A 14,861-nucleotide genomic window follows, 5' to 3' on the forward strand; every position below is an offset into this window, starting at 1 on the left:
GACCGGGACCGACGCGAGCCGCGCTGCGTCACTTGGCGGAGCTCCGACGACGCGTGCCGGCGACGGCGACGACCAGGGCGACGGCGCCGAGCACCAGGCCGCCGAGGCCGAGGAAGCGACCGACCAGGTCGGGGTCGCTCGAGGCGGTCGAGCCGGCGGCCTCGGCCGTCGGGGTCGCGGCGATCGGGTCACCGTCGTCGTCCGTCGCCTCGGCGGCCGTCAGCGTGATCGAGGGTGCCGGGTGCTCGGGCTCGGCTTCGCCGGCCTTCTGCTCCTGGTTCCACTCGACGCTGCCCTTCTCGCAGGTCTGGATCGCGGGGAACTCGACCAGGTCGCCGGCCTTGCCGTCCGGCAGCGAGAACGAGAGCGCGAAGGTGTCGCGCTCGTCGGCGGGCAGGGGGGTCTTCGCGGTGTACGTGACGCTGGTGACGCGCTCGGCGGCCGTCTCGGCGTGGTCCTCGTCGGAGGCCGAGGCCGAGGGGTCGGTGTAGGGCTCGGTCGCCTTCGTGATCGTCCAGTTCGGGTTCACGGTGGGGGTGACCTCGATGACGGACTCCGGCACCTGGAACTGGATCTTCGTCGTGGGGGAGCCGTCGCAGCCGTGCGGGACCGAGAAGGTCGCCGTGGTGTACGAGTTCGCTGCGGTCGACGTGGCCGTGGCGGACACGTGCGCGCTGGCCGCCGTGGCGCTGCCGAGGACGATGACGGCTGCGACACCGAGGGTGACGGCGCCGCCGGCGGCGAGACGCTTCTGCATGGGGTTCCTTCCGGGGTGGTTCTGCACCTGCTGTTCTACAAGATGTAGAGAAGTCCGGATCACCGTAGCAGGCTCGCACGCCCTGGGCGAACGCGCGGGCGGATTCCGGAGGGGCATCGCGGTCGGTGTCACCGGTTGCGGTTAGGCTCGTGTCCACGACGAGGTGCCCACCAGCAGCGGTGCACCAGCGGTGGTGCGACAGCGCGGCCGGCATGTCCAATCAGGGAGGCACGGGAATGGCACGCATCGGAGAGAGCGGCGATCTCCTCAAGTGCTCGTTCTGCGGCAAGAGCCAGAAGCAGGTCCAGCAGCTCATCGCCGGACCGGGCGTCTACATCTGCGACGAGTGCGTCGAGCTCTGCAACGAGATCATCGAGGAACGTCTGGCCGAAGCCGGCGAGGACACCTCGAGCGGGGACTTCGAACTGCCCAAGCCGCGGGAGATCTTCGACTTCCTGCAGGAGTACGTCATCGGGCAGGACCCGGCGAAGCGCGCCCTCGCCGTGGCCGTCTACAACCACTACAAGCGCATCCGGGCGCAGGGGCAGATCACCGCCGCCGAAGACCGCGACGACATCGAGATCGCCAAGTCGAACATCCTGCTCATCGGCCCGACCGGCTGCGGCAAGACGTACCTGGCGCAGACCCTGGCGAAGCGCCTCAACGTGCCCTTCGCCGTCGCGGACGCCACCGCCCTGACCGAGGCCGGCTACGTCGGCGAGGACGTCGAGAACATCCTCCTCAAGCTCATCCAGGCCGCCGACTACGATGTGAAGCGTGCCGAGACCGGCATCATCTACATCGACGAGGTCGACAAGATCGCCCGCAAGGCCGAGAACCCGTCGATCACCCGCGACGTCTCCGGTGAAGGCGTGCAGCAGGCGCTGCTCAAGATCCTCGAGGGCACGGTCGCCTCGGTCCCGCCGCAGGGCGGCCGCAAGCACCCGCACCAGGAGTTCATCCAGATCGACACGACGAACGTGCTGTTCATCGTTGCTGGTGCGTTCGCCGGGCTCGAGGACATCGTGTCCTCGCGCGTCGGCAAGCGCGGGATCGGCTTCGGGGCACCCCTGCACAGCGCGACCGACCACCAGGACCTGTACTCCGAGGTGCTGCCGGAAGACCTGCACAAGTTCGGTCTGATCCCCGAGTTCATCGGTCGTCTGCCCGTCGTCACGACGGTGTCGCAGCTCGACCAGGCGGCGCTCATGCAGATCCTGACCGAGCCGAAGAACGCGCTGGTCAAGCAGTACCAGCGGATGTTCCAGATCGACGGCGTCGAGCTCGAGTTCGACCAGGGCGCGCTCGAGGCCATCGCGGACCTCGCGGTGCTGCGCCAGACGGGTGCCCGCGGGCTCCGGGCGATCCTCGAAGAGGTCCTCGGCCCGGTGATGTTCGACGTCCCGTCCGACGACGACGTCGCCCGAGTGGTGATCACTCGCGAGTCCGTGCTCGAGAACGCGGCGCCGACGATCGTGCCGCGGCCGCGGGCCAAGCGCGTCGAGAAGTCGGCGTAGCCCTCCGGAACCAGCGAACGGACACAGCACCACGGGATTCCGTGGTGCTGTGTCCGTTTCGTGGTGCGATGCGACGGCGCGCGGCGGCGTGCGCCGGCGCGGCTACTCGAGCCCGCGGCGCCGCAGCAGCGGGCCGACCTCGGCGTCGCGGCCGCGGAAGTCCCGGTACGCCTCGAGCGGGTCCTTCGCCCCGCCGACCCCGAGCAGACGCTCGGCGAACCGCTTGCCGGCTGCACGGTCCAACCCGCCGTTGTCGCGGAACCACTCCACCGTGTCGGCGTCGAGCACCTCGGACCAGATGTACCCGTAGTACCCGGCGTCGTACCCGCCCGAGAACGTGTGCGCGAAGTACGTCGACGAGTAGCGCGGCGGCACGGCCTCGACCGCGATGCCGGCGGCGGCCAGGGCGTCCCGCTCGAAGTCCTCGACGGACGTCACCGCCGCGGCGTCGGCCGCCGACAGCCGGTGCCACGCCTGGTCGAGCAGCGCTGCGGCGAGGTACTCGGTCGTGCCGAAGCCCTCGTTGAACCCCTCGGACTCGCTGAGCCCCAGGACGAGCTCGGGCGGCAGGGGTGCTCCGGTCTCGTGGTGCTTCGCGTAGTTCGCCAGCACGGACGGCCACGACAGCCACATCTCGTTCACCTGGCTCGGGAACTCGACGAAGTCCCGCTCGACGTTCGTGCCGGAGAACCGCGGGTAGGTGGTGCGGGCGATGAGGCCGTGCAGCGCGTGGCCGAACTCGTGGAAGAGCGTCTCGACCTCGTCCTGGATGAGCAGGGTGGGGGAGCCGGCGGACGGCTTCGCGACGTTGAGGTTGTTGACCACGACGGGCAGGGTGCCGAGCAGCTCGGACTGCTCGACGACCGGGTTCATCCACGCGCCGCCGCGCTTGCCGTCACGTGTGTAGAGGTCGAGCAGGTACAGCCCCACGGGCTCGCTGTCGTCGCCGGTGACCTCGAAGACCCGCACCTCGTCGTTGTAGCCGTGCAGGTCCGGGCGCTCGGTGAAGGTCAGGCCGTACAGGGCGCCGGCGGCGTGGAAGACCCCGTCGTGCAGGACCCGGTCGGCCTCGAAGTACGGGCGGAGCGCGGTGCTGTCCGCGGCGAACTGCTCGCCACGCAGGATCTCGGTGGCGTACGCCCAGTCCCACGACTCGATGTCGAACCCGACCGTGCGCGATCGGACCGCGCGTTCGTCGTCGGCGTTCCGGGCGGCGGCGCCGACGAGTGAGGACAGCAGCCCGTCGACGGCCTCGGGGGTCTTCGCCGTCTCGTCGGCGGTGACCACCGCGGCGTGGTTCGGGAACCCGAGCAGCTCGGCGCGCTCGGCCCGCAGCCGGACGATGCGCAGCAGCACCTCGCGGTTGTCGTACTCGTTGCCGCGACGACCGCGGGCGAGCGAGGCGCGCATGATCCGCTCGCGCAGGTCGCGGTTCGCCAGCGAGGACAGCCACGGGTGTCCGGTGTAGAGCGGCAGCGTGATGAGCCAGCCGTCCAGGCCCCGGTCGGCGGCAGCGGCTGCCGCGGCGGACTTCGCCCCGTCGTCGAGCCCCTCGAGCTCGTCCTCGTTCGTCACGTGCACGGCGGAGTCGTTGGTGTCCTCGAGCAGGTTTCGCTCGAAGGTCGTCGTGAGGGTCGAGAGCTCCTGGTTGATCGCGGTCAGACGCTCCTTGCCCGCGTCGTCGAGGCCCGCGCCCGCCAGGGTCATCTCGGCGTGGGTCCGCTCGACCAGGCGCAGCGCCTCACCGGTCAGCCCGGCGGCCTCGGCGCCGTCGAGCACCTCCTGCACGCGGGCGTACAGGCGGGAGTCGAGCGTGATCGCGTCACGGTGGGCGGCGAGGAGCGGGGAGACCTCGGCCTCGAGGTCGTGCAGCTCCGGCGTCGAGTCGGCCGACGACAGCGTGAAGAACACGTGGCTGACGCGGGTCAGCAGCTGCCCGGATCGCTCGAGTGCGACCAGGGTGTTCTCGACCGTCGGGGCGTGCGGGTCGGTGGCGATGGCCTCGACCTCGGCGCGCTGCTCGGCCATGCCGGCCTCGAACGCCGGTCGGTAGTGCTCGAGTCGCACGTCGCCGAAGGGCGGCAGGGCGTAGGGGAGGGTGCTCGGGACGTCGAACGGGGTTGCCATCTGCCCACCCTATGCACGGGTGCTGGAGTCCGTTCCTTCCCATGACACCCGGACTGGGAAGCGGGATCGGGCATACCTGGTCGAAAGAACCGACCGAGTACGCCCGGAACGACCAGGTACGCCCGGATCGGCCCGGCAGGCGCACCCGCGCCCGGCGCGACCCACAGACGGACGGGAGGCTCGTGGCGGCGCCGCCACGCTCCTCCCGTCCGCATCGCGGTCGCGTGTCAGCGCATCGCGGCGTCGATCAGGGTCACCGCGGCACGACGCGCGTGCGCGGCCGGTGCCGTGGTGCCAGCGATGGCCGCGGTGGTCTGCGCGCCCTCGGCGAGCAGCGCGAGCTGTGCGGCGAGTTCCTCGGCGTGCTCGGGGTCGGCGACGACCTCGGCGGTGAGGCGCTGCACGAACTGCTGGAACGAGTCCTTGTGCGCACGCGCGATCTCGGCGACGGCGGGCGAGGTCGCACCGAGCTCGCCGAACGCGTTGATGAACCCGCAGCCGCGGAACGTGTCGTCGCCGAACCACGACTCCAGGAAGTCGTAGACCGCCAGGAGCTTGTCGCGCGGGCTGGTCGCAGCCTCGACCGCGCCGTGCACGCCCTGCTCCCACATGTCGTGGCGGCCGGCGAGCACCGCGGCGATGAGCTGCTCCTTGCCGGGGAACGCCGCGTACAGCTTCTTGAGGGAGACCCCGGCGCCCGTGCGGATCTCGTCCATCCCCACGGACTGGATCCCGCGCGTGTAGAACAGCTGGTCCGCGACCTCGACGATGTGTGCTCGGACGTCCGGCTCGACGGTGCTGGTGGCCATGTGTGTACCCCGTTCCCTGAGTGTTCACCGTTCTCGAGTTGCGCTGGGAACGGGCGTTCTCTACTGTAGTCCACATCGGCGGAGAACGATCGTTCTCCGCGATACTCAGGGAAGGAACGATCATGGGTGCCATCACCGTCGGAACCGAGAACAGCGTCGACATCGAACTCCACTACGAGGACAAGGGCCAGGGGCAGCCGATCGTGCTGATCCACGGCTTCCCCCTCGACGGCAACTCGTGGGAGGGGCAGGTCCCGATGCTCCTCGAGGCCGGCTACCGCGTCATCACGTACGACCGCCGTGGCTTCGGCCAGTCCTCGCAGCCGTCCACCGGCTACGACTACGACACCTTCGCCGACGACCTGCACACGGTCCTGACGACCCTCGACCTGCGCGACGTGATCCTCGTCGGCTTCTCGATGGGCACCGGCGAGATCGCCCGCTACATCGGCCGCCACGGTGAGGACCGGATCGCGAAGGTCGCGTTCCTCGCCTCGCTCGAGCCGTTCCTCGCCATCACCGACGACAACCCCGACGGCGCCGGCCCGATGTCGTTCTTCGAGGGCATCGCCGCCGACGTGGCGAAGGACCGCTACGCGTACTTCACGAACTTCTACCAGGACTTCTTCAACCTGTCGGAGAACCTCGGCACCCGCATCTCCGAGGAGCAGGTCCGCAACGCCTGGAACATCGCGGCCGGCTCCGGCTCGATCGCGTCCGCCGCAGCACCCCTGACCTGGCCGACCGACTTCCGTCAGGACATCCCGAAGGTCACCGTCCCCGCCCTGATCGTGCACGGCACGTCGGACAACATCCTCCCGATCGACGCCACCGGCCGACGCTTCACCCAGGCGCTGCCCGCGGCGAAGTACGTCGAGATCGAGGGCGCCCCGCACGGCCTGCTCACCACGCACACCGCCGAGGTGAACGAGGTCCTGCGCACCTGGCTCGCCGAGTCCTGATCCCTCGGCGATCACGCGGGCGCTCCCCGGCGGGGGCGCCCGCATCGTGAGCACAAATGGTCGGGTTCCCACCGGGGACCCGACCATTTCTGCACTCCAAGCGCCGCGCAGCGCGCAGCGCGCAGCGCCCGCGCAGCGCGCCGCGCTAGTCCTCTTCGCCCGCGTCGTCCGGGTTCGTCACCTGGGCGTGCCCGAGCGCGTCGAGGTGGATCGAGGTGCCGTCGTCGAGCTCGACGATCGGCTTGCCCTCGAGGAACGTCAGGGTCCAGCCCCACGTCGCCGTGTCGACGGACTCCGCCGCGAGTTCGTCCTCGACCCCGCGCACGGCGACGACCATCGTCTCGGGCAGTCGCGCAGGCGGCTCCCCACCCACGTTCCAGCGTGTGCCCAACTGCATCCGTGCCTCCAGTCCGGTGGTTGACGGGCCGGGTCACCAAGGCGACCCGGCCCGGACAACCGACGTTACGCCTGCTGTTCCGCGAGCTCGATCTCGGTGACGGCGAGCTCGTCGCCGTCGACGAACGACAGGTTCTCGATGCGGCCGACGGCCGCCAGGTCGACCGCCGCGCGCTCGATGAGCACCCGCGTCTCGGCGGGTGCCGCGACGACCGCACGCGTCACGGGCGTCTTCTGGGACGCCTTCGCCGCCGTCTTCGCACCGCGGATCCCGATGAGCGCCTGTCCGACGGCCGCGAGCAGCCCGGTGGGGGCCGCGTCGGTCGGCAGGTCGGCCGCGGTCGGCCAGGAGGCCCGGTGCACGCTGGTGTCGTGGGTCCAGGCCCACACCTCTTCCGTCGCGTACGGGAGGAACGGTGCCAGCAGGCGGAGCAGCACGTCGATCGCGCCGCGCAGCGCCAGGACCGCGCTCGCCTGCGTCTCGTGCGTCGCGTCGGACGCGGTGCCGTAGGCGCGCTCCTTCACGAGCTCGAGGTAGTCGTCGCAGAACGTCCAGAAGAAGCGCTCGGTGATCTCGAGGGCACGCGCGTGGTCGAACCCGTCGAACGCCGCGGTGGCCTGCTCGACGACCGCACCGAGCTCGGCGAGCATGTCGACGTCGAGCGCCTCGGTGACGCTCGTGGCGCCCTCGGGCAGCGGGAAGCCGTAGACGAACTTCGCCGCGTTGAGCACCTTGATCGCCAGACGACGGCCGACCTTGATCTGCTTCGGGTTCTGCGGGTCGAAGGCTGCGTCCGTGCCGAGCTTGGAGGAGGCCGCCCAGTAGCGGACCGCGTCGGCGCCGTGCTGCTCGAGGATGGACAGCGGCGTGACGACGTTGCCCTTCGACTTCGACATCTTCTTGCGGTCGGGGTCCACGATGAAGCCGGAGATGGAGGCGTGCTTCCACGGCACCACGTCGGCCTCGAGCTGGCTGCGGAGCACGGTCGTGAACAGCCAGGTGCGGATGATGTCCTGCGCCTGCGGGCGGACGTCGTACGGGTACACCAGGTCGTAGAGCGCCGGGTCGGTCTCCCACTTGCCTGCGAGCTGCGGGGTGAGCGACGAGGTGGCCCAGGTGTCCATGACGTCGAGTTCGCCCTGGAACCCGCCGGCCACGCCGCGCTGGTCCTCGGTGAAGCCGGGGGCGGGCTCGGAGGCCGGGTCGACGGGCAGCTGCGCCTCGGTCGGGACGATCGGCTGGTCGAACACCGGGTTGCCGTCGGCGTCGAGCGGGTACCAGACGGGCAGCGGCACGCCGAAGAAGCGCTGGCGCGAGATGAGCCAGTCGCCGGACAGGCCACCGACCCAGTTGTCGTAGCGGACGCGCATGAAGTCCGGGTGGAACGCGATCTCCTCGCCGCGCTGGCGGAGCGTGCTCTTCAGCTGCTCGTCGCGCGCGCCGTTGACGATGTACCACTGGCGGGTCGACACGATCTCGAGGGGCTTGTCGCCCTTCTCGAAGAACTTCACCGGGTGCTGGATGGTCTTGACGTCACCGATCAGCTCGCCGGACTCGGTCAGCGCGTCGACGACGACCTTCTTGGCCGAGAACACGGTCTTGCCGGCCATCTCGGCGTACAGCTCCCGGCCCGTCGCGGACTCGATCCAGGCGGGCTCGTCCGAACGCACGCGGCCGTCGAAGCCGATGATCGCGCGGTTCGGCAGCTGCAGCTCGCGCCACCACACGACGTCGGTGGTGTCACCGAAGGTGCAGACCATCGCGATGCCGGCACCCTTGTCCTTCTGCGCCAGGTGGTGTGCGAGCACCGGGACCTCGACGTCGAACAGGGGGGAGCGGACCGTGGTGCCGAAGAGGTCCTGGAACCGCTCGTCGTCCGGGTGCGCGACCAGGGCGACGCAGGCCGGCAGGAGCTCGGGGCGGGTGGTCTGGATGACGACGTCGTCGCCGCCGTCGGTGCGGTGGAAGGCGATGCCGTGGTACGCGCCGGGCATCTCCTTGTCCTCGAGCTCGGCCTGCGCGACCGCGGTGCGGAACGTGACGTCCCACAGGGTCGGGGCGTCGGCCTGGTAGGCCTCGCCGCGCTCGAGGTTGCGCAGGAACGCGCGCTGGGCGCTGGCCCGCGAGGTGTCGTCGATGGTGCGGTACGACTGGGTCCAGTCGACCGACAGGCCGAGCGTGCGGAAGAGCTCCTCGAACTGCTGCTCGTCCTGCACGGTCAGGCGCTCGCACAGCTCGATGAAGTTGCGGCGCGACACGGGCAGCTGGTCGGCGGCCTTCGAGGACTTGCCGTCCCCGCCCTCGAACGGCGGCGTGAACTCGGGGTCGTACGGCAGCGTCGGGTCGCAGCGGACGCCGTAGTAGTTCTGCACACGGCGTTCGGTGGGCAGACCGTTGTCGTCCCAGCCCATCGGGTAGAAGACGTGCTTGCCGCGCATGCGCTCGAACCGGGCCTTGAGGTCGGTGTGCGTGTACGAGAACACGTGCCCGATGTGCAGCGAGCCGGAGGCGGTGGGCGGCGGGGTGTCGATTGACCAGACGGCGTCACGGTGACCGGCGGCGTCGCGGTCGAAGCGGTAGGTGCCGTCCTGTTCCCAGACCGGCCCCCAGACCTGCTCCAGTCCGTCGACGCTGGGCTTCTCGGGCATGGGCTTGGTCATGGGTGTGCCTTCCGTACGTGTGTGCGGCACCGAGTCCGTGATGAGGTGCCTGAGTGTTCCGCGCCTGACGCGCGGTGCCCCAATCGTAGCGGCCGCGCACGCGCACGCAGGCGGACGAACCGGTCGGACGCGGCCATCGCCGAGCAGCGCCTAGCACACCGAACTGTCGGACACGCCCGGAGCCTGCTAGTCTTCCTGGGTTTGTCCGGCGAGCGCAGGGTTCGCAGGAGCTGCAACGTCGCCGTCCGCCGGACGCCCGAAGGAAGCACCGCACCCCGGAGGAACGACTTGGCACCGAACAACGCACCCCACCCGCACGGCGATCGGCCGTTGCGCACGAAGGGCGCCGCGAAGCGCGCTCGTCGCGATCTGACGAAGGACGACGTCACCGTCGTCGAGGAGTCGCTGCTCAAGCGTGCCGTCGCGGCTGCCGCGCTCGGCAACGCCATGGAGTGGTTCGACTTCGGCATCTTCGCGTACCTGACGGTCACCATCTCGCAGGTGTTCCTGCCGCAGGGCGACCCGGCCGCGAACATCGTCGCCACGTTCGGCTTCTTCGCCGCAGCGTTCATCGTGCGCCCGATCGGCGGTGCCGTGTTCGGCCCGATCGGCGACAAGATCGGCCGCCAGAAGGTCCTCGCGCTGACGATGATCCTGATGGCCGCGGGCACGCTCATGATCGGCCTGATCCCGTCGTACGACACGATCGGCTTCTGGGCCCCGGTCCTGCTGCTCGTCGCCCGCTTCGTGCAGGGCTTCTCGACCGGTGGTGAGTACGGCGGCGCCGCGACCTTCATCGCCGAGTACTCGCCCGACAAGCGCCGCGGCTTCATGGGCTCGTGGCTCGAGTTCGGCACCCTCGCCGGCTACGTGCTCGGCGCCTCGATCGTCACCGGCCTGCAGTTCGGCCTGTCCGAGGACGCCCTGCTCAGCTGGGGCTGGCGCATCCCGTTCATCATCGCGGGCCCCCTCGGCCTGATCGGCCTCTACCTGCGCCTCAAGCTCGAGGAGACCCCGGCGTTCCAGAAGCAGCAGGAGCAGGCCGCCGAGCGCGAGGGCCGGAAGACCCCGTTCCTCAAGCTCTTCGCCGAGAACTGGCGCTCGCTCATCATCTGCATCGGCCTGGTCCTGGTCTTCAACGTGACCGACTACATGCTGCTGTCGTACATGCCGACCTACCTCGAGCAGAACCTCGGCCAGAACGCCACCTTCGGCCTGATCCTCATCGTCATCGTGATGCTGCTCATGATGGTCGTCATCACCTTCGGTGGCCGGCTGTCCGACAAGTTCGGGCGCCGTCCGGTGCTCGCCGCCGGCTGCATCGGCTTCATCCTGCTGTCCTGGCCGGCCCTCAAGCTGGTCCAGACCGGCACCGGTGTCGGCGTCTTCGCCGGCCTGCTGATCCTCGGCGTCGTGCTGGTCACGTTCACCTCGACCATGCCGTCGACGCTGCCCGCGCTGTTCCCGACGATCATCCGCTACGGCGCCCTGGCGATCGCGTTCAACGTGTCCGTGTCGCTCTTCGGCGGGACCACCCCGCTCGCGACCGCCGCGCTGATCAACGCCGCGAAGGACGCCGGGTACGGCTGGGCCGAGGACATCCCCGCGTTCTACCTGATGCTCGCCGCCGTGATCGGCCTGGTCGCGGTGTACTTCACCAAGGAGACCGCCGCGAGCCCGCTCATGGGCTCCGGCCCGACGGTCGGCTCCGAGGACGAGATCGCCGGCGTGATCGAGGACTACAACGACCCGACGTCGGAGCTCGCGCAGTCCGACTGGGCGAAGGACTTCTCGACGAGCGAGATCCCGATCATCTCGGCCGACGCCCAGAAGGAACCCTCCGGTTCCTGACCACGGGGCCGCCCCGCGGCAACCCGGCCAGGAGGCCCGGTGCACGTTCCGTCTCGGAACGCGTGCCGGGCCTCCTGGCCGTTCAGGGCCGTCGGTGACGTCACGCGCGCAGCGACAGTCCACGGGCAGGAGCGCGCGTGGACTGTCGCTCAGTCCGTGAGGTCGGCCTCGGTCCCCGCTGCGGGGCCGGCTGCCAGCCGCTCCGCGGCGTGCAGCAGCCGCGCGGTCACCGGGTGCGCCGGGCGCGCGAAGACCTCGGCGGCGGGGCCGTGCTCGACGACCGCGCCGCGGTGCACCACGAGGACGTCGTCGGCCATCCGCCGGACCGCCCGCAGGTCGTGCGACACGAACACCATCGCCACGCCGGTCTCGTCGCGGAGCCGTTCGAGCAGCCGCAGCACGGCGTCCTGCACCGTGGCGTCGAGGGCGGTCACCGGCTCGTCGAGCACGATCACCTCGGGGTCGGTCGCCAGCGCACGGGCGATCGCGAGCCGCTGTCGTTGCCCGCCGGACAGGGTGCGGGGGGAGCGGGACCGCAGCACGGGGTCGAGGTCGACCTGCCGCAGTGCCGCGTCGACCCGTTCGCCGAGCGCACCGCGCGCCCGCCGTTCGTCACCGCGTGAGAACGCGTCGGCGAGGACCCGCTCCACGTTCCACCGTTCGTCGAACGTCGCGCCGGGGTCCTGCACGACGGCCGCGAGCCGGTGCCGTCGGGGGCGTCGCTCGCGCTCGGGCAGTGGGACCCAGGGTTCGTCGTCGAGCGTGACCGTGCCGGCGTCGGGTGTTTCGAGCCCGAGGAGCATCCGCGCCAGTGTCGTCTTGCCCGAGCCCGAGGCGCCGATCACGACGAGCACTCGGCCGCGCTCGAGCCCGAACGACACGTCGTCCACTGCGAGCACACCGTCGTACTCCCGCGAGAGCCCCTGCGCCGCGAGCACGTCCCTCGCACCGTGCGAGGTTGCCCGCTCGGTGCCGCGGCTGCCGATCGGCGCACGGTGCGGAGTCGTGCGGTCGGTGCGAGGTTGGCCGCTCGGTGCATCGTCAGACGGCTGCACGGAGCCATCGACCTCGCACCGGTCTGCGAGATCGGCACCGTGCGCCGGCGCGGGCGCAGCCGCCGCAGCAGCACCGGCCGCGCGCACCAGCGCCCGGGTCGCGGGGTGCTGCGGCGCCGCGAAGACCTCGGCGACCGCACCCTGCTCGACGATGCGGCCCTCGTGCACGACGGCGACCCGGTCCGCCCACCCCGCGACGAGCCCCAGGTCGTGCGTGATTACGAGCACTCCGGCACCGCGGGCCTGCGCGGCTCGCAGCTGTTCCATCACGGTGACGGCGACCCCGGCGTCGAGCGCCGTCGTCGGTTCGTCGGCGACCAGCAGCGCGGGGGACCCGACGGTGGCCGCGGCGATGAGGGCCCGCTGTCGCATCCCACCAGACAGCGTCCCGGCGAGGCGGCCGTCGGTCGCGATGTCCGGGTCGAGGCCCACGGCGGCCAGGGCGTCGCGCACGGCGTCCACGCGCTCGGCCGCACGCATCTCGGTGTGCAGGCGGAGGCTGTCGGCGACCTCGCGCCCGACGGGGCGCAGCGGGTCCAACGCGCCCAGGGCCTCCTGGCCGACGTAGCCGACCCGCGATCCCCGCAGCCGACGCCACCGCCGGTCCGTGTACCCGCCGACGTCGACGCCGTCGACCGTGAACACGTCGGCGTGCACGGCGGCGCCGGGCGCGGACAGGCCGAGCACGGCGCGGGCGGTGACGGTCTTTCCGGAGCCGGACGCCCCGACCAGGGCGACGCACTCGCCGGCGTCGACGCGCAGGCCGACACCGTGCACGATCGGGGTGCCGCCGATGGCGACGGTGAGCCCGCGGACGTCGAGGACGGCGCTCACCGCGCGGCCCCGGTCCGTCGGATCGCCCGGCCGAGCACGGTCACGGCGGTCGCGAGCACCACGATCGCGAGTCCGGGGAAGGTGCTCATCCACGGCGCGGTCTGCAGGTAGGTGCGACCGTCGGCGAGCATCGCGCCCCACTCCGGCGCGGGCGGGGGCGTGCCGACGCCGAGGTAGCTCAGCGCCGAGGCCCACACGACCGCCTGCCCGACCCCGAGCGTGGCGACGGCGACGACGGGCCAGAGCGCCGTCGGCAGCACGTGCCGGACCACGGTGCGGGCGGGGGAGCGGCCGAGCAGCACCGCCGTCTCGACCACCTGCGAACCCCGGGCGGCGCGGACCAGGCCGCGCACGATCCGGGCGTAGCCGGGAGCGGTCGCGAATCCGACCGCGAGCACCGCCGGCACCGGACCCGGACCGGTCACGGCGATGACGACCAGGGCGACGAGCAGCAGCGGCAGGGCGAACGCGACCTCGGTGACGCGGCCGATGACGGCGTCGAGCAGGCGTCCGAGTCGTCCGGCCCCGGCACCGAGCCCGGCGACGACGCCGAGCAGGACGCCCACGCCGCCGCCGATCAGGGTCGCGGCGACGCCGACGACGAGCGATGCCCGGGTCCCCGCGACCACCCGCGCCAGGACGTCGCGTCCGGACTCGTCGGTGCCGAACGGGTGCGCGCCGCTCGGGGCGGCCAGGGCATCTGCGGGGTGCACCGCGAGTGGGTCCCCGCCGCCGAGCAGGGCGGGCCACGCCGCCGCCACGACGGCGACCAGGACGACCACCCCCGCGGCGATGCCGCCGGCGCCGAGCGTCCCCCCACGGACGCGCTCGGTGCCGGCGGCGGTCTGGTGGCCGGGCGCTCCGGTCTGGAGGCCCGGGTCGGCGATCCCGCTCACCGCGCGTCCGCCGGACGGCCGGGCCCACGGCGTCGCGCAGCACCGGGGCGCGGGGTCGCGTTCCGTGCGGTGCTGCGCGGGTCGACGGCACGCTCGACCAGGTCGGCCACGGCGAGCACGACGACGTACGCGGCCGCCGACACCATCGCGATGCCGGCGACGAGCGGCATGTCCCGCTGGGTGACGGCGGTGACCAGGGCGCGGCCGATGCCGGGCAGGGCGAACACGGACTCGACGACCACGGCTCCGGAGACGAGCGACCCGAAGGCCCACGCGGACAGCGCGATCCCGGGCAGGGCGGCGTGCCGGAGCAGGTGCCGTCCGAACAGGCCGAGGCGGGTCTCGCCCCGACCCCGGGCGGCGAGTGCGAAGGCGGAGCGCTGCGCGTCGACCACGCCGTCACGCACGGTCTCGGCCAGGTACCCGGCGACCGGCACGGCCACGGTCAGCACCGGGAGCACCCAGCCGCGCGCGGTGCCGTCACTGACCGCCGGCACCCACCCCAGGGACGTGGCGAACACGACGATGAGCACGCTGCCGAGCCAGAAGTGCGGCATCACGCTCGCGGTGACGCTCAGGGCGCTGGTGAGCCCGGCGGCGATCCGGCCGCGTTGCGTCGAGGCCCACGCGGCGACGATCGCGAGCACCCAGGCGACGACGAGGCCGGCGACCGCGAGCGTCAGCGTGACGGGCAGCTGCTGGGCGAGGAGCGTCGCGACCGGGGTGCGGAAGGCGTACGAGTCGCCGAGCTGCCCGGATGCCAGGCGTCCGAGGAACACCGCGTACTGAACAAGGACCGGCTGGTCGAGGCCGTACTCGTGGCGGACCTGGGCGACGGCCTCGGACGAGGCCTGCGAGCCCGGTCCGCCGAGGATCGCGAGCGCCGGGTCACCGGGGATGAGCCGGATCGCGACGAAGACGATCGTCGCGACGGCCCAGAGCACGCCGATGCCCCCGGCGAGCCGCCGGAGGGCCCACCAGACCCATCGCATCCGT

At 71.5% G+C, this 14,861-nt stretch carries 11 protein-coding genes; 3 read left to right on the forward strand and 8 right to left on the reverse strand.

All coding sequences use genetic code 11. The annotated features are described in order from the left end of the window. Positions 1 to 28: 28 nt before the first annotated feature. Complete coding sequence (locus DEJ08_RS05365) at positions 29 to 757, reverse strand: YcnI family copper-binding membrane protein (RefSeq protein ID WP_181433090.1); 729 nt, start codon at positions 755 to 757, stop codon at positions 29 to 31. Between the two features lie 236 nt (positions 758 to 993). Here DEJ08_RS05365 and clpX point away from each other — a divergent pair, with 236 nt between their 5' ends. Continuing rightward, positions 994 to 2,274, forward strand: a complete 1,281-nt coding sequence (clpX, locus tag DEJ08_RS05370) for an ATP-dependent Clp protease ATP-binding subunit ClpX (protein ID WP_017886000.1) — start codon at positions 994 to 996, stop codon at positions 2,272 to 2,274. A gap of 102 nt (positions 2,275 to 2,376) precedes the next feature. On the opposite strand, the gene DEJ08_RS05375 is transcribed toward clpX, so the two are convergent. Beyond that, a complete protein-coding gene (locus tag DEJ08_RS05375; protein ID WP_111054865.1) occupies positions 2,377 to 4,401 on the reverse strand; it encodes a M3 family metallopeptidase in 2,025 nt (674 codons plus the stop codon). Between the two features lie 227 nt (positions 4,402 to 4,628). Further along, a complete protein-coding gene (locus DEJ08_RS05380; RefSeq protein ID WP_111039271.1) occupies positions 4,629 to 5,210 on the reverse strand; it encodes a TetR/AcrR family transcriptional regulator in 582 nt (193 codons plus the stop codon). Positions 5,211 to 5,332: 122 nt separating this feature from the next. Here DEJ08_RS05380 and DEJ08_RS05385 point away from each other — a divergent pair, with 122 nt between their 5' ends. After that, positions 5,333 to 6,172, forward strand: a complete 840-nt coding sequence (locus DEJ08_RS05385; protein WP_111033471.1) for an alpha/beta fold hydrolase — start codon at positions 5,333 to 5,335, stop codon at positions 6,170 to 6,172. Positions 6,173 to 6,317: 145 nt separating this feature from the next. Here the strand turns inward: DEJ08_RS05385 and DEJ08_RS05390 are convergent, their stop codons facing one another. After that, a complete protein-coding gene (locus DEJ08_RS05390; RefSeq protein ID WP_027464702.1) occupies positions 6,318 to 6,569 on the reverse strand; it encodes a hypothetical protein in 252 nt (83 codons plus the stop codon). A 65-nt stretch (positions 6,570 to 6,634) separates the two neighbouring features. Next, entirely contained in the window at positions 6,635 to 9,229 is a 2,595-nt protein-coding gene (gene valS, locus DEJ08_RS05395; protein ID WP_258367134.1) for a valine--tRNA ligase, read from the reverse strand. A 288-nt stretch (positions 9,230 to 9,517) separates the two neighbouring features. On the opposite strand from valS, the gene proP reads away from it, so the two are divergent. After that, on the forward strand, positions 9,518 to 11,080 hold the full coding sequence (gene proP / locus DEJ08_RS05400) for a glycine betaine/L-proline transporter ProP (RefSeq protein ID WP_258367136.1): 1,563 nt from the start codon (positions 9,518 to 9,520) through the stop codon (positions 11,078 to 11,080). Positions 11,081 to 11,229: 149 nt separating this feature from the next. On the opposite strand, the gene DEJ08_RS05405 is transcribed toward proP, so the two are convergent. From DEJ08_RS05405 to DEJ08_RS05415, 3 genes are read right to left on the reverse strand one after another with little or no spacing between them, the layout of a single operon-like run. Beyond that, positions 11,230 to 12,969: an ABC transporter ATP-binding protein gene (locus DEJ08_RS05405; RefSeq protein ID WP_111054866.1), complete on the reverse strand. Its 1,740-nt coding sequence runs from the start codon at positions 12,967 to 12,969 to the stop codon at positions 11,230 to 11,232. Further along, on the reverse strand, positions 12,966 to 13,865 hold the full coding sequence (locus DEJ08_RS05410) for an ABC transporter permease (RefSeq protein ID WP_111030533.1): 900 nt from the start codon (positions 13,863 to 13,865) through the stop codon (positions 12,966 to 12,968). The genes DEJ08_RS05405 and DEJ08_RS05410 overlap by 4 nt, the downstream gene beginning before the upstream one ends. Beyond that, positions 13,862 to 14,857, reverse strand: a complete 996-nt coding sequence (locus DEJ08_RS05415) for an ABC transporter permease (RefSeq protein WP_111054867.1) — start codon at positions 14,855 to 14,857, stop codon at positions 13,862 to 13,864. Before DEJ08_RS05415 ends, DEJ08_RS05410 begins: the two co-directional genes overlap by 4 nt. Between the last annotated feature and the right edge of the window lie 4 nt (positions 14,858 to 14,861).

The organism is Curtobacterium sp. MCLR17_054, assembly GCF_003234335.2.
GTDB classification, from domain to species: Bacteria; Actinomycetota; Actinomycetes; order Actinomycetales; family Microbacteriaceae; genus Curtobacterium; species Curtobacterium flaccumfaciens.

What these genes read in the sequence shown, in the direction of transcription:
- DEJ08_RS05365 (WP_181433090.1), bottom strand. Translation starts at nt 757, where the DNA reads ATGCAGAAGCGTCTCGCCGCCGGCGGCGCCGTCACCCTCGGTGTCGCA.
- clpX (WP_017886000.1), top strand. Translation starts at nt 994, where the DNA reads ATGGCACGCATCGGAGAGAGCGGCGATCTCCTCAAGTGCTCGTTCTGC.
- DEJ08_RS05375 (WP_111054865.1), bottom strand. Translation starts at nt 4,401, where the DNA reads ATGGCAACCCCGTTCGACGTCCCGAGCACCCTCCCCTACGCCCTGCCG.
- DEJ08_RS05380 (WP_111039271.1), bottom strand. Translation starts at nt 5,210, where the DNA reads ATGGCCACCAGCACCGTCGAGCCGGACGTCCGAGCACACATCGTCGAG.
- DEJ08_RS05385 (WP_111033471.1), top strand. Translation starts at nt 5,333, where the DNA reads ATGGGTGCCATCACCGTCGGAACCGAGAACAGCGTCGACATCGAACTC.
- DEJ08_RS05390 (WP_027464702.1), bottom strand. Translation starts at nt 6,569, where the DNA reads ATGCAGTTGGGCACACGCTGGAACGTGGGTGGGGAGCCGCCTGCGCGA.
- valS (WP_258367134.1), bottom strand. Translation starts at nt 9,229, where the DNA reads ATGACCAAGCCCATGCCCGAGAAGCCCAGCGTCGACGGACTGGAGCAG.
- DEJ08_RS05415 (WP_111054867.1), bottom strand. Translation starts at nt 14,857, where the DNA reads ATGCGATGGGTCTGGTGGGCCCTCCGGCGGCTCGCCGGGGGCATCGGC.